Origin of the sequence: Geobacter sp. OR-1 (assembly GCF_000813145.1) — a bacterium.
Classification (GTDB): Bacteria; Desulfobacterota; Desulfuromonadia; order Geobacterales; family DSM-12255; genus Geoanaerobacter.
Map to the genome: position 1 here is coordinate 170,678 of NZ_BAZF01000001.1, position 20,595 is coordinate 191,272.

20 protein-coding genes and 2 pseudogenes are annotated in these 20,595 nt (G+C 55.8%); 11 read left to right on the forward strand and 11 right to left on the reverse strand.

The features are described from left to right. Positions 1–115 precede the first annotated feature (115 nt). The 6 genes from OR1_RS21890 (at position 116) to OR1_RS00705 (ending at position 9,407) form a co-directional block, all read left to right on the forward strand. Positions 116–937: a PEP-CTERM sorting domain-containing protein gene (locus OR1_RS21890; RefSeq protein ID WP_041969336.1), complete on the forward strand. Its 822-nt coding sequence runs from the start codon at positions 116–118 to the stop codon at positions 935–937. A 65-nt stretch (positions 938–1,002) separates the two neighbouring features. Then, positions 1,003–3,366: a multicopper oxidase family protein gene (locus OR1_RS00685; RefSeq protein WP_041969338.1), complete on the forward strand. Its 2,364-nt coding sequence runs from the start codon at positions 1,003–1,005 to the stop codon at positions 3,364–3,366. Between the two features lie 167 nt (positions 3,367–3,533). Further along, positions 3,534–4,013, forward strand: coding sequence for a hypothetical protein (locus OR1_RS00690; protein ID WP_041969340.1), 480 nt, complete (start codon positions 3,534–3,536; stop codon positions 4,011–4,013). Positions 4,014–4,072: 59 nt separating this feature from the next. Then, positions 4,073–5,641, forward strand: coding sequence for an efflux RND transporter periplasmic adaptor subunit (locus OR1_RS00695; RefSeq protein ID WP_041969341.1), 1,569 nt, complete (start codon positions 4,073–4,075; stop codon positions 5,639–5,641). Continuing rightward, positions 5,638–8,904 carry an efflux RND transporter permease subunit gene (locus OR1_RS00700; RefSeq protein WP_041969342.1) on the forward strand — a complete coding sequence of 1,089 codons (3,267 nt, stop codon included), beginning with the start codon at positions 5,638–5,640 and terminating at the stop codon, positions 8,902–8,904. The genes OR1_RS00695 and OR1_RS00700 overlap by 4 nt, the downstream gene beginning before the upstream one ends. Then, a complete protein-coding gene (locus OR1_RS00705; protein WP_041969344.1) occupies positions 8,901–9,407 on the forward strand; it encodes a TlpA disulfide reductase family protein in 507 nt (168 codons plus the stop codon). Before OR1_RS00700 ends, OR1_RS00705 begins: the two co-directional genes overlap by 4 nt. A 41-nt stretch (positions 9,408–9,448) precedes the next feature. On the opposite strand, the gene OR1_RS00710 is transcribed toward OR1_RS00705, so the two are convergent. The 5 genes and pseudogenes from OR1_RS00710 to OR1_RS21320 form a co-directional block, all read right to left on the reverse strand. After that, a complete protein-coding gene (locus tag OR1_RS00710; protein ID WP_041969345.1) occupies positions 9,449–12,127 on the reverse strand; it encodes an MMPL family transporter in 2,679 nt (892 codons plus the stop codon). A gap of 41 nt (positions 12,128–12,168) precedes the next feature. Beyond that, positions 12,169–12,447: a DUF2442 domain-containing protein gene (locus OR1_RS00715; RefSeq protein WP_041969347.1), complete on the reverse strand. Its 279-nt coding sequence runs from the start codon at positions 12,445–12,447 to the stop codon at positions 12,169–12,171. A gap of 143 nt (positions 12,448–12,590) precedes the next feature. Further along, positions 12,591–13,615, reverse strand: a pseudogene (gene ltaE / locus OR1_RS00720) (low-specificity L-threonine aldolase). After that, positions 13,612–14,949, reverse strand: coding sequence for a TldD/PmbA family protein (locus OR1_RS00725; RefSeq protein ID WP_041969349.1), 1,338 nt, complete (start codon positions 14,947–14,949; stop codon positions 13,612–13,614). The pseudogene ltaE and the gene OR1_RS00725 overlap by 4 nt, the downstream one beginning before the upstream one ends. Before the next feature lie 124 nt (positions 14,950–15,073). Beyond that, positions 15,074–15,190 (reverse strand): annotated as a pseudogene (locus OR1_RS21320) (integron integrase); the annotation flags it as partial. A gap of 170 nt (positions 15,191–15,360) precedes the next feature. On the opposite strand from OR1_RS21320, the gene OR1_RS00730 reads away from it, so the two are divergent. Then, on the forward strand, positions 15,361–15,714 hold the full coding sequence (locus OR1_RS00730) for a hypothetical protein (RefSeq protein WP_041969351.1): 354 nt from the start codon (positions 15,361–15,363) through the stop codon (positions 15,712–15,714). A 536-nt stretch (positions 15,715–16,250) separates the two neighbouring features. Here the strand turns inward: OR1_RS00730 and OR1_RS00735 are convergent. The 4 genes from OR1_RS00735 to OR1_RS00750 all read right to left on the reverse strand — a co-directional run bounded on the left by OR1_RS00735 (position 16,251) and on the right by OR1_RS00750 (position 17,699). Then, positions 16,251–16,529 carry a hypothetical protein gene (locus OR1_RS00735; protein WP_041969352.1) on the reverse strand — a complete coding sequence of 93 codons (279 nt, stop codon included), beginning with the start codon at positions 16,527–16,529 and terminating at the stop codon, positions 16,251–16,253. Between the two features lie 36 nt (positions 16,530–16,565). Next, positions 16,566–16,793 (reverse strand): hypothetical protein, encoded by a 228-nt coding sequence (locus OR1_RS00740; RefSeq protein ID WP_152609766.1) that lies wholly within the window; start codon positions 16,791–16,793, stop codon positions 16,566–16,568. 61 nt (positions 16,794–16,854) lie between these two features. Further along, positions 16,855–17,388, reverse strand: a complete 534-nt coding sequence (locus OR1_RS00745; RefSeq protein ID WP_041969355.1) for a hypothetical protein — start codon at positions 17,386–17,388, stop codon at positions 16,855–16,857. Between the two features lie 29 nt (positions 17,389–17,417). Then, the gene (locus tag OR1_RS00750) at positions 17,418–17,699 is read right to left on the reverse strand and encodes a hypothetical protein (RefSeq protein WP_082002739.1); all 282 of its coding nucleotides are present in this window, start codon (positions 17,697–17,699) and stop codon (positions 17,418–17,420) included. Here OR1_RS00750 and OR1_RS00755 point away from each other — a divergent pair. Then, positions 17,689–18,666, forward strand: a complete 978-nt coding sequence (locus OR1_RS00755; RefSeq protein ID WP_052440174.1) for a hypothetical protein — start codon at positions 17,689–17,691, stop codon at positions 18,664–18,666. The genes OR1_RS00750 and OR1_RS00755 overlap by 11 nt on opposite strands. Positions 18,667–18,843: 177 nt before the next feature. Then, positions 18,844–19,167: a hypothetical protein gene (locus tag OR1_RS00760; protein ID WP_202812023.1), complete on the forward strand. Its 324-nt coding sequence runs from the start codon at positions 18,844–18,846 to the stop codon at positions 19,165–19,167. Between the two features lie 8 nt (positions 19,168–19,175). Here OR1_RS00760 and OR1_RS00765 read toward each other — a convergent pair whose 3' ends face one another. Both OR1_RS00765 and OR1_RS23135 read right to left on the reverse strand, forming a co-directional pair. Then, entirely contained in the window at positions 19,176–19,577 is a 402-nt protein-coding gene (locus tag OR1_RS00765) for a type II toxin-antitoxin system HicB family antitoxin (RefSeq protein ID WP_041969358.1), read from the reverse strand. Position 19,578: 1 nt separating this feature from the next. Then, a complete protein-coding gene (locus OR1_RS23135) occupies positions 19,579–19,767 on the reverse strand; it encodes a type II toxin-antitoxin system HicA family toxin (RefSeq protein WP_041969546.1) in 189 nt (62 codons plus the stop codon). Between the two features lie 181 nt (positions 19,768–19,948). Between OR1_RS23135 and OR1_RS00775 the strand changes: the two genes are divergently transcribed. Continuing rightward, positions 19,949–20,224 (forward strand): type II toxin-antitoxin system Phd/YefM family antitoxin, encoded by a 276-nt coding sequence (locus OR1_RS00775; protein WP_041969360.1) that lies wholly within the window; start codon positions 19,949–19,951, stop codon positions 20,222–20,224. Then, positions 20,221–20,541 carry a type II toxin-antitoxin system RelE/ParE family toxin gene (locus tag OR1_RS00780; protein ID WP_041969361.1) on the forward strand — a complete coding sequence of 107 codons (321 nt, stop codon included), beginning with the start codon at positions 20,221–20,223 and terminating at the stop codon, positions 20,539–20,541. Before OR1_RS00775 ends, OR1_RS00780 begins: the two co-directional genes overlap by 4 nt. Positions 20,542–20,595 lie beyond the last annotated feature (54 nt).

Here is a 20,595-nt window from a genome sequence, read left to right on the forward strand (position 1 = left end):
GGCACTCATATTGCTATATCTAATCAACACGATTTCGAGTGGCTATCACTTAACAGAGTTCAGGACAAAACTCGTCGGAACCTGAATCGACTAAAACGCAAGGGAGGATACAACAATGAGAAAGAATGGAAAAAGCAGAACCGTTATTTTGGGGAGTCTCGTTGCATTGGCAATCACGGCATTTGCACCGGCAGCCTTTGCCGTCAACCTCACGATCACAAACGATGTGCATCTGGGTACACCCGATCTTCCTGAATCTGGCTTTGCCATCACAGGGGCAGGACTGATACTCGGAGACATCGTAACCAGTGCGAATGTGGCTGCTTCGGCAACCGGCGCAACATCGCTGACCAGCAGTGATAGCCAGACTTCCCCGGCGGATCAGAGCGGGGCTTTCGCATCCGCTACCCTGTTGCCGGGAGACGTACTGGGGACGAACAGCGCAGCTGACGGCGTCGCGAACTGGATTGAATTGCAGAACTTCAATGTTGCGTCCTCGGCAACGTACATCAATGATGGTTTCCCCGGACTGGCAACAGCTTACAGCGACTACACCTACAGGCAGTATTTCACCGTTGATGCGGGCGCTTCGGTATCCTATCACTTCGATTTCGCTGCCGCCTTTGCCCTTCTCGACCCGGCCTCGCCTCTGGGTGAAACGGCATTCGGGAAATCATATTTCCAGTTCGCGCTAGTGAACACCGACAGTACCGGCAATGTTTTGAATTCCGTAACATATGACAAAACCCTGTTCAGCGACGGCTATTTTACCGGAGACCTTGCCATGAATTTTAGAGACGGGTTCGGCTACTGGCAGGCCTTCACCTTTGCTGAAACTGCAGCCACAGTACCCGAGCCGGGCACCTTCCTGCTCCTCGGTGCCGGCATGGCCGGCTTGATTGCCTACCGTCGTCGCCGGGCGGCCAGTCTTTCCTGAAACGATTCAGGGCATATCAACCGTTCAACAGCTAACCAGGCATAGCTGATAAGAGGAGGCACACAATGAGTACGAGATTCAGCAGAAGGAGATTTCTCCAGATAAGTGGTTTGGCTGCCGGCGCCAGCATGCTGCCGATGCCGGTCAAGTGGCTCGGAAGCGGAAACGCCATGGCATTCTATCAATCATCGGGGATTCCGCTGTTCAAGACCCCTTTCCGGATTACTGAAATACCGATCAGCGCACCAGACTTGACCAAAGCTCCGGTTACCGGCGTAACACATTATACGATCAGCATTCAGGAATTCCAGGACCAGATCATCCCGACCGGGTATGGTTACGACAAAACCACCTTTTGGGGCTATGATCCGGCCAACACCGTCCAGGAGGCTCTCGGGCTTGCCAAACCGCCGGCAACGCACCTCGGCGGCATCATACTTGCCAATCGTGGGGAGCCGGTCCAGATCACGTTCCGCAACAAACTGGACAAGACCTACAATGGTCAGCCGCTGACCAAACATATCATCCCCAATGACATTACCATCGGTGGTGCCAGTCTGGGTGTAAACCGGACATGCACACACCTCCACGGCGGCTACATCCCATGGATCAGTGACGGCGGCCCGTTCGACTGGTGGAAACCGGACGGAACCCACGGCCTCAGCTTCAGAAATAACGAAACTCTCAACCCCGGCGCAGCCGCCGGTGAAGCCGAATTCTACTACGGCAACAACCAGAGCGCCCGGTTCATCTGGTACCATGACCATGCCTATGGTGTTACGCGCATCCATGCCTATGCAGGCATTGCATCGGCCTATTTTATCAGGGACAACTTCGAGGCGAATCTGATCGCAAATGCCGGCCTGCCGCCGTACGTCGAGTCCTCGGCAAAAGCCGGTACTGAGATTCAGGAAATCCCGCTGGTATTTCAGGACAAGATCTTTGTCGGCAAGAACATCAACCTGCTGGATCCGTCGTGGAAAAATATCGTCTCCCCAAGCGCCCAGGGTCCAGGCAGCCTCTGGTATCCGCACCTTTACGAGTCCAACCGCTGGCGTAAGACCTACAGCACCAAACCGCTCCCCAATCCGTCGATCGTGGCCGAGATGTTCGGAGATACCATGCTGGTCAACGGCACCGTATATCCGGAAATTCAGGTCCAGCCGCGCCGTTACCGGCTGCGGATGCTCAACGCCTGTAACGCCCGGTTCCTGAACCTGCAGCTCTATCTTGATGACGGATCTCCTGACGGCATCACCCTTAATGCCGCCGGCATCCCGACCAACGCGCCGTTCCTCAATGCCGCGTTGAAAGACGCTCTCAATCCAAATGGAAAGCCGGCGGTGCTGCAGATTGCTACCGAAGGCGGCTTCCTCTCACAAGCTGCCGAAGTGCCGATGAACGTGCCGTTTTCCCTGAATTCGGCCATCAACCTGCTCAATCCGGTCGGCCAGGGGAGCCTCATCGTCGGATGTGCCGAACGGCACGACCTGATAGTTGACTTCTCCGCCGCTGCCGGCCAGAAAGTCGTCCTTTACAACGATGCCCCGGCGCCGTTCCCCGGTGGCGACCCGCGCAACGACTACTTCCCGGGGTTGGCCAACGGCAACCCGGTAAACAGCAAGACCGCGAAGGGCTTTGGCCCCAATACCCGCGTGCTGATGCGTTTCAACGTGTCGAAACCGCTCTCATTGCCGGCCGACTCTCCACTTGCCATCACCAACGGCACCAAGTTCGAAACAATGCCTGCGGTTGGCGGCCACACCTGGAACGACCCGCTAGTCGTCCCGAACAACGCGGCCGGCGTTCCCGACCTTACCCTGCTCCCGGCTCTAACCAATCCGGACGGGAGCCCGATCAAGATCCGCCGTCTGAGCCTGAACGAAAACTTCGACGCTTGGGGCCGCTTGCAGCAACAGGTCGGCACGGATGCTCTACAGCCTAATGGCGGGTATGGTCAGGCGTATGAAAACCAGGCCACAGAAGTAATCAACCTGAACGGCAAGCCGAGCGTGCGGGAGATCTGGCAGATTGCCAACCTTACTGCCGACGTTCACCCGATGCACTTCCACCTGGTGAATGTCCAGATCCTGAAACGACAGCCGGTAAATGTTCTGACTCCGTTCGCTACACTTTTAAATACAGGCAATTACTTTACGGACAACTTTGATCGCTTCAACTTCACCGGAGAACCGGCACGAGCGCCAGATCCCAACGAGTCGGGATGGAAAGAGACCTGCAGAATGAACCCCGGCGAAGTGATCACGGTCATCATGGAAATCTCTTTGCCGGCGATCACGAAAGCCGACGGCAGCGTGGTTCCCACACCGCCGAGCCTGCGGACCGGCGACCATGAATATGCATGGCACTGCCACATCCTCGAACACGAGGAACACGACATGATGCGGCCGTTGGTAGTCAAGGCGTAACCCGCCCGACTAATCAAGCAGTTCCTGCTGCAGCAAAGCCCCGTGGGAACGCCACGGGGCTTTGTCATGTCAGGATAGACAAGTCCGGCGAATTTTACTTTCATCTTTTTCAGGTATAATGACAATTAACGCTGATGAATGCAAAGACTGGAGACTTGGAGAATATCATGAAAACAGCTCTCGTAGCATGCGCACTCATTATTGCCGGTTCGACCTCTTATGCAGCCAATCTGGCTCCTTGGGACAAATTGCCGGTTGATACGAAAGAGATCATTATCAAACAATATATCAATGGCTACCTTGCCGGCATGAATTCAGGAGTTTCCGAAGGAATCAAGAGCACCATCAACTACACCAAGACAACCGGCAGCAACACTTATATCGATAACAAGACCAATATCTATACTGAGTGCAGCAATATTATAAACAGCAACATTGACAGGATATATGACGACACACGCGGGTGGCAGCAAATCCAGAACAAGGGCGTAAATTTTTATATCAATGAAATGACAGCGTTTTTAAAAAAATACCCGCTCTGCAACAAGACTGCTGTTACAGATCTTGTGGAATTACTTACGCCTGTCTGGTTGAACGTTGAGACGAATACCACTTATGATGACATTGGCCGGGGATGTGCCAAATAACCGGGCGAGGCATAACCGGTGACTGCTGAACTCCCTCAAACTCCCGACTAGGAAATGCCATGAAAACCCGCACCGTTATCATTTTTGTTGCAGTCTGCGCCTTTCTGGCTTTCCTGGCCGGCGCATGGGTCAGCTTCCAGACGCGGCCCCAGAAATCATCCGCTTCCCGCAAGATCCTCTACTATATCGATCCGATGCACCCTTCCTACAAGTCCGACAAGCCCGGCATTGCGCCCGATTGCGGCATGCAGCTGGAGCCGGTCTATGACAACGGGTCAGTTGGCGGTGGCACGTCTTCCGGAGCAATCCCTCCGGGAAATGTCCAGGTCAGCCCGGAAAAACAGCAGGCAATCGGGGTAATTGTGGCAGCGGTTGAGCGATCAGGCGGAACCCATTTTCTTCGGGTTCCGGGACGCGTCTTCCCTGACGAGCGAAAGGTGTACCGTTTGACCGCTTCGGTTTCCGGCTGGGTGCAGCGCATCGGTAAGGCAACCACCGGCGACAGGGTCGGCAAGAACGAAACGCTGCTCTCGTTCTACGCCCCTGATTTTCTTGCCGCTGTCCAGTCCTACATATTTGCCCTTGGCTCTCTCGATCGTTCCATGGCAGCCCAGGGGAAAAATTCGGTCAATCAGATGGACGTCAATAACATGAGCCTGCACAACTATCGTAACACCTTGCGGAATCTGGGGATGAGCGATCTGCAGATCGACGAAATAGCGAAGACCCGCCAGCCGACCGAGAATATCCGTGTCGCGGCTCCTGCTGAAGGACTCGTCATTGCCCGCAATGTATACCCGGGCCTGAAATTCGAAGCAGGAACGGAATTTTTCCGGATTGCCGACCTCTCAAAGGTCTGGGTATTGGCCGACACTTACGGAAGCGAGGCGGACAAGCTGGTGCCAGGCACACCGGTGAAGGTATCCATACCTAATCGAAACCGTAATTTCATGGCCAAAGTCAGCAATGTGCCGCCAATCTTCGACCCGGCCAGCCGGACCCTCAAGGTGCGGCTGGAACTCGACAATCCGGGCTACCTGCTCCGGCCGGAAATGTACGTTGATGTCGAACTGCCAGTCACTTCCTCACCCATGCTCTCGGTGCCCAGCGAGGCACTGCTTGATTCCGGCTTGAAAAAGACGGTGTTCGTGGAAAAAAGTGCCGGGATCTTCGAACCGCGCGAGGTCGAGACCGGACAACACCTTGGCAACCGGGTCGAGATCGTTTCGGGGCTGAAGGAAGGGGAGCGGATAGCGATTTCCGGTACTTTCCTGCTGGATTCCGAGAGCCGGATGAAGGCCGCTGCGTCGGGAATATCGGGCACCCCCAGGCAGGACCCGGTCTGCAGCATGTATGTTGACGAAGCAAAGGCCCGCACCAAGGGGCTGGTGATTGAATCAGGCGGCAAGGCGCTCTACTTCTGTTCGGAAGAATGCCTGGGCAAATTCCGGAAGCCGGCCGGGCCAAAGCCGGCTTTGGTCAAGGCAAATTCCGGCGCCAAACCAACGACTCAGCCAAACAAGGCCATGGGGCATTCCGATCACACCACGCAGGATAAACAGCAAGCGGTATCCCCTGCAGCGGAATCGGACCACTCCGGACACGAGATGCACGGCGGAATAAAATGATCGAACGGATCATCGAATTCTCGGCCCGCAACCGGTTTCCTGTCCTGGTAGTGGCGATCCTGGCCGCGATCTGCGGCTGGTGGTCCATGCATCACCTTCCGGTCGACGCCATCCCCGACCTCTCCGACACGCAGGTAATCATCTACTCCCGCTGGGACCGCAGCCCTGACATCATCGAGGATCAGGTCACCTACCCGATCGTCTCGGCCATGACCGGCGCACCCAGGGTCAAGACGGTCCGGGGATTCTCGGACTTCGGTTATTCGTTCGTCTATGTCATTTTCGAGGAAGGTACCGACATCTACTGGGCCAGGTCACGGACCCAAGAATACCTGTCAGGAACCATCTCCCGACTGCCGCAGGGGGTAAAGACGGAACTCGGACCGGACGCCACCGGCCTCGGCTGGGTCTACCAGTATGCACTGGTCGATACCACCGGCTCCAGGAGCCTGGCCGATATCCGCTCGTACCAGGACTGGTACCTCCGCTACTATCTGAAGTCGGTCCCCGGAGTTGCCGAAGTCGCGCCAATCGGCGGCTTTAGCCGGCAGTATCAGGTCAATGTCGATCCGAACCGGCTCCAGCTGTACGGTCTGTCGATAAACAGGGTGGCCGATGCGGTCCGGACCGGCAACAGCGAAACCGGCGGCCGGCTGATCGAGTTCGGAGGCACCGAGTACATGGTGCGGGGGCGCGGCTATGCCCGATCCACAGAGGAGTTCGGCGCCATCGTCGTTTCGGTCAGCGATACCGGCACCCCGATCAGGGTCCGTGATCTCGGCACCGTGACTGTCGGCCCGGATATCCGGCGCGGCGTTGCCGACCTGAACGGCACCGGCGATGTGGTTTCCGGAATAGTGGTCATGCGCGAGGGAAGCAATGCCCTAGAGGTGATCGACCGGGTCAAGAAGAAGATCGCGGAGATCGGCCCGGGGCTCCCGGAAGGGTTAAAGATACTTCCGGTCTACGACCGGTCCGATCTGATCCTGCGAGCCATTGCCACGCTCAAATCGACCCTGCTCGAAGTAATCGTCACTGTCATGCTGGTGATCTTCCTGTTCCTCCGGCATCCGCCGAGCGCACTCATTCCTGCCATCACCATCCCGCTTGCCGTCCTGATCTCCTTCATACCGCTCAAGATGATGGGAGTTACGGCCAACATCATGTCCCTCGGCGGGATCGCCATTGCCATCGGCGCCCTGGTCGATGCCGCCATCGTCGTGGTGGAGCAGACCCACAAGAAGCTCGAAGCCTGGGAGGCAGGCGGACGGGTCGGCGACCAGCAGTACATTGTCATTGCCGCCATCAAGGAGGTCGGCGGGCCGAGCTTTTTTGCCCTGCTGGTGATTGCCGTGGCCTTTCTGCCGGTCTTTGCGCTGGAGGCGCAGGAAGGGAGGCTGTTCAAACCGCTCGCCTGCACCAAGACACTGGCCATGGCCGTTGCCGCTTTCCTGACCATAACCCTCGACCCGGCACTGCGGGTCATGCTCACCCATACCCGCCAGGTAAATATCCGTCCCCTCGTCATCGCCAGGATCATCAACAGATTCACCAACGCGCCGTTCAGGCCCGAGCAGGAACACCCGCTCAGCAGCTTCCTGATCCGCGTTTATGAACCGGTTGCCCGGTGGGGGCTGCGTAACGGCACCTTTGTCATCGCTGCCACACTGGCCGCCATGCTGGCCACGATACCGGTTGCCATGCGGCTTGGCAGCGAATTCATGCCGCAGCTCGACGAGGGAACCCTCTTCTACATGCCGACCACCATGCCCGGGATTTCCGTGGGCGAGGCCCAGAAACTCCTCGGGATCACCGACCGGATCATTGCCCGGTTCCCGGAAGTGGAGCGGGTGCTCGGCAAGGCCGGCCGTGCCGAGACCTCGACCGATCCGGCGCCGCTCTCGATGCTGGAAACAATCATTACGCTCAAGCCAAGGGATCAATGGCGGCCAAGGGAGACCTGGTATTCGGGCTGGGCGCCCGGCTGGCTCAAGCCGGTCCTGCGGCCCCTGACATCGGACCGGATCAGTCGTGACGAGCTGATTGCCGAAATGAACGAGGCGCTGAAGCTCCCCGGACTCTCCAACGCCTGGACCATGCCGATCAAAGGGCGGATCGACATGCTCACCACCGGCATCCGTACCCCGCTCGGGATCAAGATCAGCGGCGCCAACCTGACCGAGATCGAGCAGATCGGCACCCAGGTGGAAAGTATCCTGGGGAAGGTCAAAGGGACCCGCAGCGTGTTTGCGGAACGTACCGGCGGCGGTTATTTCCTCGACATCACCTGGAACCGGGATGAGCTGGCCCGGTACGGCCTCTCCATGGACGAGGCGCAGGGGGTGGTGCAAAGCGCCATCGGCGGGGACAACGTCACTACCGCCATCAAGGGGCGGGAGCGGTACTCGGTCAATGTCCGGTACCAGCGGGATTTCCGCAGCGACCTGCAGACGCTAAGGCGGGTGCTGGTCCCGGTTGAAGGGGGGAAACGCCAGGTGCCGCTGGGCGAACTGGCCGAAGTCGGCGTCACCAGCGGCCCATCAATGATCCGCAACGAAGACGGCCTGCTGACCGGTTACGTCTACATCGACCTGGCGGACCGCGATCCACAGGGGTATATCGATGATGCCGACCCCAGACTCCGCAAACAGATCGAACTGCCGCCCGGTTACACCTTCAGCTGGAGCGGCCAGTACGAGGCGATGCAGCGGGTCAAGGAGCGGATGAAACTGGTGGTTCCGGTCACCCTGGTGCTGATCATGGGGCTTCTCTGGCTCAATACCCGTTCGACCGCAAAGACCGCCATCGTCATGCTGGCAGTGCCGTTTTCCGCTATCGGCGCCTTTCTGTTCCTCTGGCTGCTCGGTTATCACATGAGCGTCGGGGTCTGGGTCGGCCTGATCGCGCTTCTGGGGGTCGATGCCGAGACCGGGGTGTTCATGCTGCTCTATCTCGACCTGGCCTATGATCATGCCAGGCGCGAGGGGCGGCTCCGCTCCCGCGCCGATCTGCATGAAGCGGTGATCGAGGGGGCAGTGAAAAGGATCCGCCCCAAGTTCATGACCACGGCAACCATGTTTCTCGGGCTCGTGCCGATCATGTGGTCCACCGGCACCGGCGCCGATGTCATGAAACATATCGCGGCGCCGATGATCGGCGGCATATTCACATCGTTCCTGCTCGAACTGTTGGTTTATCCGGTGATCTACGACAACTGGAAATGGCGGTCCGAGATCAGGGACCGGGGGGAAGACAGCGGATGAACCGCCTGAAAATCAAGATTATCCTCATAACGGCGGCAATGTTGACAGTGATCTGCGTAGCCCAGTCCTGGGGAGCGGTGAAGATCGGCATGACCCTCCCGGCCGGCCAGTTCCGGGATCTGCGCGGCAACTCCGTCCGGCTCCCCGCAGCAACCAGCGGCAGAATCACGGTCATCCTCTTATGGGCGCTCGGATGCAGTTCGTGCCGCGAGGATCTGCCGGCACTGGATGCGCTCTACCGGAAGCTTAAGCCCAGGGGGGTCGAGGTTGTGGGGATAAACATCGGCCAGGGGAAGAGTGATGTGGAGAAGTTTAGCCGAGAGGCCGGCATCAGCTACAGCCTGTTGCTGGACCCGGAGAAGAAAAGCGTAGCGCTCTACGATGCGGCCGGTATCCCGCGCACCATAATCCTGGACCGGAACGGCACGATCCGGTTCAAGATCATCGGCAGCACCCCGCCCGAGCTGATCAGAAAGTACGTCACCAGCCTGCTGGACAGCTGACAAAACTACTGCGGGGCCAATCTGCTGTGTTGCCGTGGCCGCTACCTTCTTTTTGCGTCGGCAAGAACCAGCAACGCCGGGAGAAAGACCAGGAAGGCGGCCACCACCGCGGTCATCCCGAGCGACATGACCGCGCCGATGCTGAAGACCCCCTGGTGCCGCGCCACCATCAGCGCCCCGAAACTGAAGAGGATCGTCAGGGCGTTCAGAAGTACCCCGACCCCGGCGCTGCTGGTCACGACCTGCAGCGGCGTCTCCCCCTCGTTGCGATACCGGTTGATGATGTAGATGGCCGAATCGACCCCTACCCCCAGCAGGAGCGGCATGACGATGATGTTGGCCACGTTGAACCTGATTCCGGCCAGCCACATCCCGCCGATCATCAGCAAGAGCCCGCTGAACAGCGGCAACAGCCCGAGCAGGGCAAACTTCACGCTCCGGAATGTGACCAGCAGGATGACCGCAATCCCGGCAAAGGCATAGCCGAACGCCCGCAAATACGCGTCCCGCAGGATGGTCATCGACTCGAAGACATTCACCGGCTCGCCGGTAACCCGGTGATAGACCGAACGGATCTGGGCGATGAATTCCGCCAGCGGCTCGCGGTCAAAGATCTCCTTTTTCGGCGCAATCTGTAGCAGCAGCTTGCCGGTCTTACCCACGAACCGGGCCTTCAGCTGCGGCGGCACATCGCTGTCAGTCAGCGGAGCTGCCTCCAGGCTCGACTTCAGCTCACCGATCTTGGCCGGGAACTGGCTGAACATGCTCCCCTGGAACTCCCGGAGCATACCCAGGGCATTGCGGTCCTTCTCCTTTTCCAGCGATCCGAAAAACTTGTCCAGGGTCTTCAGGAACGCGGCCACTGCCGGCGCTTCGCCAGCCTTGCGCCCTTCCAGCGCGTTCTTCAGCTTCTCGACCCGGTCGCGGAACCCCTCGAACACTGCCGGTAGCTCCATGACACTCAGGTTCTCGTCGTACGGCACCGGTTTCACCTCTGCCATCACCTTGCGCAGGGCCGCGATCTCGGCCAGCTTTGCCTCCTGGCCGTCCGGCACAAAGCTCAGAGCGCTCACCACGTGATCAACAGCCGGCAGCTTTTCCAGCCTGCGGGTCAGATCCAGAGCTTCGCTGCGGTCTTTGGCCATGGCCACGCCGAAATAACCGGAGTTCTCGCGGCTCCGCATCAGCTTGTAGGCGTAAGTGACCGAATCCAGCCCCTTGGCCTGCAGGTTCATCATGTTGTAATCGAACCCGGTCCGCATAAGCGGCAGGGCGCAGAGGAGCGAAAGCGCGACCGTGGCGGCAATGATCGGCCAGGGCCGGGAAAAGAGAGCGGCCAGCACCGGATGGGCAAAAGTTCCGAGGCTGCGTGTTGTTGCAGGCTTGGGTTTGCGCCACTTCGCCAGCAGCACCAGTATTGCCGGGAGCACGGTGAAGGTGCAGAGCACGCAGAAGACAATGCCGCCGGCGGCAATGATCCCCAGCTCCGCGATCCCCTTGAAATCGGTCATGGCAAAGGTGGCAAAGGCGAGCGCCACCGTGGCCCCGGCCATGATGATCGCCAGGATGTTCTTCGTGATCCCGCCATCAATCGCCTCGATATGCGGCAGCCCGGCCTTCAGCCCCTCCTGGTACCGGAGCACCACCTGGATGCCGTATTCGACCCCGAGGCCGATCAGCATCACGGCAAACGCCATGGAGAGAATATTGAGATGGCCGACCGCCAGGGTGGCGAAGCCAAGCGACAGGGAGATCGCCACCAGCAGGGAAACCATGGCGGCAATCACGTTCAGCACCCCGCGGAACGCGACCAGCAGGAGCAGCACCGTCAGGCCGAGGGAGAGAAAGGTGGAGGTCTCCATATCCTTCTGGCTGGTCGCCATCTCCTCGTATTCCAGCACCGGAACGCCGGTCAGCCCGGCCTGGACCCCCTTGAATTCCGGTTGTTTGAGGAGTTCGGTCAGCTCGGCACGGATCGCTTTGATCGCCTTTTCCGCCGGCACGAAGCTGGTTTCGTCCTTCACCGGCAGGATGGTGATCACCTGCTGCTTGCCGACGCTCTCCAGCATGGACGGCTTGCCACTAGCGCTCCCCTTCAGGAACGAATCCATGGACAGGGTGCTGTTCTTGCCGTCAAACCCCTTGAAGCCGGTATCGAGGCTCGCCAGCATGAAGGAGAGGCTCGCCAGCCTCTGCTTCGCCTCAGGGGAATCGGGCGCCAGGGCGAGATAGCTATCGATCTGCGTCGTGATGCTCGTGAACAGGGTCTGCACCGACGGTGCCGCAGCCAGGTCCTTCAGCACCGGTGCCGCCAGGGTCAGGGTCTTGCTCAGCCCCTGGATCTCTTCCAGCGGCATGAACAGCAGCCCGTTCTTCCTGAAGAACGGCAGCCCGCCGGGGTAGAAAACCTCCCGGTAGGCACTGGGCGTCTTGTTCAGCCGGCTGTACAGGGCATCGCCAAAGGCAAGCGACTGCGAGGCATCGCTGGACTCGATGACCACCACGATATCTTCCTGGTCGCCGAACTCGCCCCGGTAGGCGTAGTATTCCCGCTGGAACGGCGCATTGCTCGGCATCAGGGAATCGCGGCCGGTGAGGAAGGTCATGCTGCTCTTGGCGTACAGGAGCGACAGGACGGAAAGAAGAAGGGCGACCACGATGATCGCCCTGGGATAGGTTGATACGAAGGCAAAGAGCCTTCCGGGTGATGATGGCTTCAAGGTTATTGCTCTCTCTTGGTGGATTTAACGACAGGGCGGGGCTATTCTCCTACCAGGTACGGGAGTTGGAAATTGCCGGCAACTATGCCGGGGACGGTGATGTCCTCGTCCAGGGATTCCCAGCGCAGGGCATAACCGTTGAGACGCAGGGAAACCTCGGCCAGTTGCTCGTCAGTGGCTGAAGCAAGCAACTTGAATCGTGCCGCGGGAAAACCGATTATCCTGCCGTCGGTAAGTTCGACAAAAACAGTCCTTTTTTCCGTCCAGGCCCGGATGGCGGCGGCCTCGGTCAATTCATCTTTTCGTGCCGTGGAACTCATTCCATTTCTCCTTCAACAGGGCTGCGTGCTCATATACCAGTCTCTCAACAGTCCGCAGATCAGCCGGGGTAACGCCTTTGTTACGAACTATACCACAGCGGAGCCGCACATGAAACCGGTCTTTACCCACCATCCGTAACAACTCACGCTGCGGTTGAATCAAAGAACCCCCTGAACGCCTCGACAGCGCGGACAATGCCGGCTTGGTCGATATCCAGGTGGGTCACCAGCCTCATGACCCGCCCTCCCCTGACCAGCACCCCGCTCTGTTTCAGGTGGCTCTCCAGGGCCGCGGGATCGGCTGCTGTCAGCTTTACGAATACCATGTTGGTCCGGACCGGGGCGGTATCGACCTTCAGGCCGTCGATATCGGCTAACCCTTCGGCCAGGAGGGTTGCATTGTAATGGTCTTCGGCCAGCCGGTCGATATGGTGCTGCAGGGCATGAATCCCGGCAGCGGCCAGCATGCCGGCCTGGCGCATCCCGCCGCCGGCCATCTTCCGCCAGTGCCTGGCCTCGCGGATGAAATCCCTGCTGCCGCAGAGGATCGACCCGACCGGCGCGCCGAGCCCTTTGGAAAGGCAGACGTTGAGCGAATCTACCTGGCCGGCGATTGCCGAAACCGGTATACCCTGCGCTACCGAGGCGTTGAAGAGCCGCGCCCCGTCCATATGGAGCGCCAGACCGTGCCTGAGCGCCAGGGAGCGGATTTCCGGAAGATATGCCATCGGCAGCGGCTTGCCGGCCTGGGTATTCTCCAGGCAGATCAGCCGGGTCCGGGCGTAGTGGTCGTCAACCGGCTTGATGACTGCTTCCACTTTGGCAACGGCCAGGGTGCCGTCCGGCTCGAACTCCACCGGCTGGGGCTGAATGCTGCCGAAAACCGCGGCGCCACCCGCCTCCCAGCGATAGCAGTGGGCCATGGCACCGGCAATGTACTCGTCCCCCCGCCGCAGTGGGCAAGCAGAGCAACCAGATTCCCCTGGGTGCCGCTGCTGACGAACAGGGCCGCCTCCTTACCGAGCATCTCGGCAGCCAGCCGTTCCAGCCGGTTGACCGTCGGGTCCTCGCCGAAGACGTCGTCACCAACCTCTGCCCCGGCCATGGCCGAGCGCATGGCCGCAGTCGGCCGGGTTACGGTATCGCTACGGAGATCTACCGGTTTCACGTGCCGCTCACGTCCAGAGATGAGATCAACAACGACGGCGAGGCGATGGAGCCGTAAAAGCGGAGATCGTCACCCACGGCATCGACCTTGGCGAACAGGTCCATGATATTGCCGGAAATGGCGATCCCCTTGACCGGACTGGTCACTTTGCCGTTCTCGATCAGGAAACCGCTGGCGCCGACCGAGAAATCGCCGGAGATTGCATTGGCGGTGTGCATGCCGATGACATCCACCAGCAGGATGCCGCGGGTTATGCCGGTCAGCAGTTCGCTCGCCGGAGCCGGTCCGTTTTCGATGTAGAAGTTGCTGACCCCCATGTGCGGCGCCCCTTTGACCCCGCCGCGGCTGGCATTGCCGGTGGAGGCGCAGCCGTCCTTGCGGGCGCAGTAGCTGTCGTACAGATACCCCAGCAGCTGGCCGTTCTCGACCAGCAAGGTATCCTGCGACGCCACCCCTTCGCCGTCGAACGGCGTGGTAGCCATGCCGCCATCGAGGATGCCGTTGTCGCGTATCCGGAAGATCGGTGAAAAGAGCCGCTCCCCCAGCTTGGCGGCCAGCATCGACCGCCCTTTCTGGACGTTCTCGGCTACGAAAGACGGCGCCAGCACGCCGAGGATCTCGCCGGCAACATGGCTGTCCAACACTGCCGGGCAGCGCATGGTGGGGATGGTGCCGGCCCCGAGCAGGGCCGTGGCCTTGCGGGCGGCCTCAACGGCAATGGCTTCGATGTCCACCCCGTCGAACCGGCTGCTGAACCCGAAGTCCCATCCCATCTGGGAATCGCCGTCGGCCTCGGCAATGACCGCAATGCTGGAAGATACCGAGGTGCCGCGGTACTCTCCGGACACGCCGAGGAAATTGCGGATGGCGACCGCATAGTCGGATTCGCCGTAGCTGCTCTTGCGGACCCGCTTCAATCGGGAATCGCTAGCCAGGGTCAGCCGCTCCAGATCCATCCCCCGGGCAATCTTCGCCTCCTCGGGAACCGTTTCCAGGGTTGAGTCGAACAGCCCCTCCAGCCTGGGAATCGGCATGGCCTGCGGCAGGCCGTTGAACCGGTCCGGGGTCTGGGTAGCGGCGCCGACCAGGGCGTTGTCGATCATCCGCACGAGATCGGCCTGCTCCATGCTGGTCGAAAACGAGAACCCGAGCCCCTCCCCCTGCAGCAGCCTGACACTGACCCCGACCGGCTCGGAACAGCGGAAGGTATCGACCTTCTGGTCCTTGACCTCGATCGACAGGTTGCGCGACGCCCCGGCCATGATCTCCCACCCGTCCAGCGCACGCCCCTTGAGAAGCGTTTCGACATTGTCGATGATCTTTTGCAGCTCCATATATCCCTCGTTGCTCTCGCTTAATTGATTCAAACCGGCCCATCAGGGCTCTCCGGCTAAGAGACTATAGCCTTTCTTGACGGAATACTCAACCCCGGCAACCGGCACAAAATGCTCGGCAGAATCAGAAATCCAGCGGGCTTTTTGCTTCCTTGATCGTCCGCACCGGCACGCAGTGGGTGTAGATCATGGTCGTCTTCAGGCTGGAATGACCGAGCTTGGTCTGGATGGTGCTGTCATAAGGGCATGGCGGAAGAAGAGTAACCTGGCTGACGGTGACGTACCAAGTGGCCGCTTCCACGCAAATCAGGCGTTCAATTCAAAGAATCATCGCAATTCCTTAGAATTTTTAATTTAAGTTTTATCAAAAATTGCGTATAGTTGGCGAAATTTTTTTACCATGGGAACTCTGTGAAAACACGACTGACTCTGAAACCCGGACAACACGGCACCAAATCGCTATTGAAGAAATACGGCGATGCATTGGTTTGCGTGAGATTTCGTTATGATCCCGAAACCAAACAACGTCTGAAGACCGTAGAACTAGTCATTGAGCGAAGTGACTGGACTCCGCCCCCTCCGCGCTTTACAAACGACACGCTGGTGCCGTTGCGGATAAATGCCAAGGACATGGCAATCCGCAACAAGGCAAAAGCGGCCGGTGGGCGTTGGAATCCTGAAAAGCAGCTATGGTTTGTTAGCTACGGCAATGTGGTGGGTACTGCACTGGAAAAATATATAGATGTAGATGGGTTTGATAAGTAGGCTGAAGCCTTTACCATATAGATGTATATAGCACCACCCCATATATATGTAGATACTTCCATCTATATTTATATTGGTCGATATACATGTATATGGCACACGCTAACCGGTGATTAACGAGTTGGACATAAATCAAGCTATGCATAATTATCCAGAGCGAAAGATAATTCGATGTAACTATGACATCCCTGACGAGGGATGGAGATGCATTGAGGTTTTTCGTCAAAGAGCGGCCGATTTTATCGACGAAAGAAGTCGTCTTTTGGAGTCATAGCGGAGATTGATGGTCTCAGAAACAAGTTGAATATCTGTGCTCTTTACAGGAAAAACGTTGATTCCATTGCCACTGACCACAGAATCATCGCACCTCCCATCTCGTAGCAAAAGGGAAAGCAACAGCACTGATACAAAAAACAATTGGCGCATTACAACCCCCATCTTCAATGCATTTCACTGTTTATTTTTCGCTGCCCAACGGCTTGAGGGTAACCAGCGGCGGTTTTATTGCCGCCTGGTCTAACCGAGTGTTGTGTGCCTTAGTTGCATCCTTCGATATACTGCACTGAGTCGAACCGGCCAGATCTGAAACTTGTGATCTTTCCTTTTTCAGTCTCAAAAATGTACCCGAACCCAGGCTTAGTCTTTACGATAAGGTATTTCCCGTCTTTTCCAATATAGGGGTGTACCTGCTCATTCACTTTTCCAGGAAATGCTTTTTTCACCGCTTCTTCAGTGTCGCCGACGCGTACACCACCAACTGATGAGATTTTTCGTGATTCGATGTCTATTCGGGAAATTCGTTCTTCTTCAATCATGAATCCGATGTCGCCATACTTTCCGCCAGGGTAAACTTAGTAGCAAGCCTCGTTTCCTGAATCTGATGGTTCAGTCTCTTTTAGATTTATTCCTGATTTTGCTGAAGCCTCGTTAACCGTCATTCCAACCGTTATGGGGCCTATGCGATCAACCTGCAACTGGTACTTTTCTAGTTTTTTCAGATCAACGGCAAAGACAAGGTTGGTGGCAAAAAGTAGGCTCGCGATGACAATGGCAAAGATTTGCATTTCATTCCTTTTCATTGCACAACGTCGTGGGGGCGCAGCGGCGGAGCGTCAGCGGAGCCCGTCTGCCGCCGCCTTGTTAGCTGTTATTCTCTATGACATGCCGAAGCTCTTCTGCCCACTTCTTCACAAAAAAGCCACATGCTTCAGTCTCATTCTTGAACTTGCGCTTATCATTTCCAGGATAATAGCCAACTATCCAGGATTTGCTCCGAATGAAGCCACCTTCTTGCTCTTGGATGTACCAGCCTTTGCCGGAACGGTTGTCTACAGATTCAATCAGCCATGGTTCAATAAGTTCTCGATGGACTTTGAAGAATTCGGTTAGATGCTCTTCGGTAATCTGCGAGTAGTTTTCTAAATATCCGGACTCCTTACTATCTGTATGTTCGCACTTCAGAATATCCGACAACCTCTTGCCTGAAACCTCGTCAATTATGGAAAACATAGGAAGCCACTTTGGCATTTCGGGCCTGAGATGAATCACGGTCTGCCATGTTCCAGACCGGCCGGTAGGAAGGATGAGAATAAATATGGTTACGATAAAATCTTCATGTTTTCCGCTATAGATGTCTCCGATTGTCGGGAAATTGAACCGCGATCCGTCGAACATTGATTGCAGGCACGAGCACGATGTTTTATTCAGATAACCCAGTCATATACTGATAACCAATGTGAAAGTTGATAATGTTTGCCCCTTTTCTCAGCTGGTTGCTCATTTATAGAGAACGCTCCAAGATCTGAAAAATATACCCATTTCTGGCCATTCCAAACAGTAGGTGTTCCTGTTTTTCCGTCCGCGCTGATTTCTAAACCTAGCCAATCGAAAATATTTTTTCCGAGAGCCTTAGTTTTCTGATCCTTGCCTGCTATCCCGTTGATATGAACACCAAGCACACGATTTCCTCGCTCTATGCTTTTCATAATTTCATATCGAACCCATCGACGAGCGTATGTTTCAGTTCCAATAAAGGCATTCTCTGCCTGGCATGTTGACGTTACCTTGAATTTCCAGAATTTCGGCCCTGATACAGTTCTGCAAATCGGCTTTCCTTTTGATCAATCACTGGCAGAAGCAGACGAAGAAGAATCTCCCCCTGATCCCGGTTTTGTTACCTATGTTGACGGCACTAAGGTGCCGGTAGTGTACAAAAAAGGCATTCAAAACCCAGACCTTAAAGATCTGCATTATCCCCATGTTTTCACGTCTGAAATTGCTTTCAAGAGCGGTGAAAAGAAATCGATACGTCATACCTACAACGTAGGCGGCACAGTCGACTCGATGGGAGGAATGGATTTCAGGTATATCTTAAAAACAGGAGCCCTCTGGAAGGGCGTTATAGAGCGGGTCGACGTCTTCCTTTCAACGCCGGCACGGGATATGGCAGACCTTCAGTGCATAAGTCCTGCACCGCAAAAGGTAGAGAGAAAGGGTAATGACATCACCCTTTCATGGACCATGTTAAATCTGAAACCGGAAGCAGATATAGTTTTTCAGAGGTTTTTCACAGAGTTATCGAGAATGAGTCCAGACCAGTTGTTTGAAGAAGTCCTTGGAAACAATAAGTCAGGTTTTTCAGTTAGTAATGCATGCATGTCGGAATATTTTAGAAACAGGGTGCTTGCAACCTACGGTTATCCTTTTGCCGGTCCGTATGAACATGCTCTGTTCTATGGCAGCGGTCAATTTAAGGAAAACCCGCAATTTTCATGGAACAAGGTAACGGAAAAGCATCGATCACTTCTCAATTTTTTAAATGACAACAGTAAGCAGCGAATAACAATCCCAAAACCATGGTATCGGTCCAACGTGTACATAGGAGCAGGAGCAGCTCTAGTAGTTTTGCTACTTACGGTTCTGTTCTGGTTAAGGCGGAATAAGCAGAAGTAAGAGTGCCCAACCCGCGGCGGCACGCGGTCTTCGCTACGCTCGCCGGTGCGCCTTGTGACGTTGTGCAAAAAAGAAATTTAAGGAAAATATGCCGCAGGAGCAAAAGCAATATGACTTCTAAAGAATCTAAGCAATTAAAGATTGCTGCCGGTTTGGTGATAATAGGAGTTTTTGCAAATGCATTTAATCGGATGCCATTGCACAACGTATTTAAAGCGTTTGCATACTCTCGACCGCTTCTCTGCTCGATGGAATCGTTTCTCTTGGTTTGGCCTTCTTCCAGTATCGGATACTGGCGCGCTTGGTAAATTGCCAGAATCATTTCAGGTAAAAATCCTTATTCCTGCACTGGAGGCTATTCTCATCGAAGCACTTGAACCACGTCAGAATCGAAAACGGGGTGACGACTTATCAGCAGTTGAGTACATCCAGAAAGAAGATCCAGAGATACAAAAAAAGAGGGTAAAGCAAACTGTCGAGGCCGCTCTGAGTAAGCTGTAATAATGATATTAAGCTGATTGTTTGCGGTGAATATATTGATCCGCAGCCTGGGCCAGCAGGCCGGAACGAGTCATATGGTATTGCTCGGCATAACGGTCGATCTCATGCAAAAGATTTTCCGGCATGGTGATATTGACTCGCTTCGCTTTAACTTTGAGTTTGGCAAGATCAATGTCTACCAAGAGCCAGACCCCACCTTGATATTCGGGGTTCGCAGCCAATTGTTCCAATGATGTTGGTGCCGGTACAGGTATATCCTCGCCTTCAAAATAGACTTCTGCAGCCTCTTGGATCATGTGTGGTAAATCCTCCCACTCATCGGCGGCAGAGAAGCAGCCGGGAAAGTCGGGGATAGTTACACCATGGGCGTATTTATCGTCTCCAATATGAACATAAGCGGGGTATAACATTTTACCTCCATTCCCAACCTGCTTGACGATAAATGTTCCGCAAGGTTCCGGTTGGGATGTCTTTACGTGGATGTGGCACTACAACATGACCAGCTTTTGACGGGTGCTTGAATTTCTGGTGGTCGCCTTTGCCACCGGCACTATACCAGCCCTCATTTTCAAGTCGCCTGATAATCTCTTTGCTGGTCATGAGTAATTTTATACACATTGATACACACTGCGTCAATGGTAAAGTTAATCGAGATTTTCAACAAAGTGTAACACCAGCCAAGCTGGTGTACTCTCAGTTGAGACAAATCGAGATAAACAATCAACCCTTGACTATGTTTACGCCTAAATGTACCTTTATAAGTACAGATAAGGAGGTTGCCATGCCACACATATTGTCAATCATGGAAGCGCGAAAACAGCTTACGTCTCTACCAGAGACTCTTATCCACAACGGACAGCTTGATGTTCTGGAAATCACTCGCCGTGGCAAACCGGTCTTGGCTGTATTGCCGTGGGAATTGTACGAAGCGATTTCGGAGACGCTGGAAGTTATGGGAGACACGGAACTGATGCCCCAATTACGTCAGAGCATACAAGAGATGGATTCCGGCAAACTCATCTCCTGGGAGGACGCCAAACAGGAACTTGACCTGTGAAGTGGCAGATTCTGCTTACACCAACAGCATTGAAGCTTTTGTCAGATATTTCCGACCGACGCATCCGAGAGAAAATCGGAGCGGTGATTGATCGTCTGACTGAAGACCCAGAAAAGCAGGGCAAGACACTGCTGGGTGAATTGGCAGGATTTCGCAGCATAAGGGCTGTTGGAAAACGTTTCCGCATCATTTATCAGATTAGAGGTAACGATATTGTTGTAGTAATCGTTGCCATTGGTATTCGTCGTGATGGAGCCAAAGATGATATCTATAATCTGGCGAAGAAGCTTTTCAGATTGAGATTGTTAAGCGAGTAAAACAATTCCGGAATAAATGTTCCATTTGAGTGGATGGCCAGTTCACGCGCACGC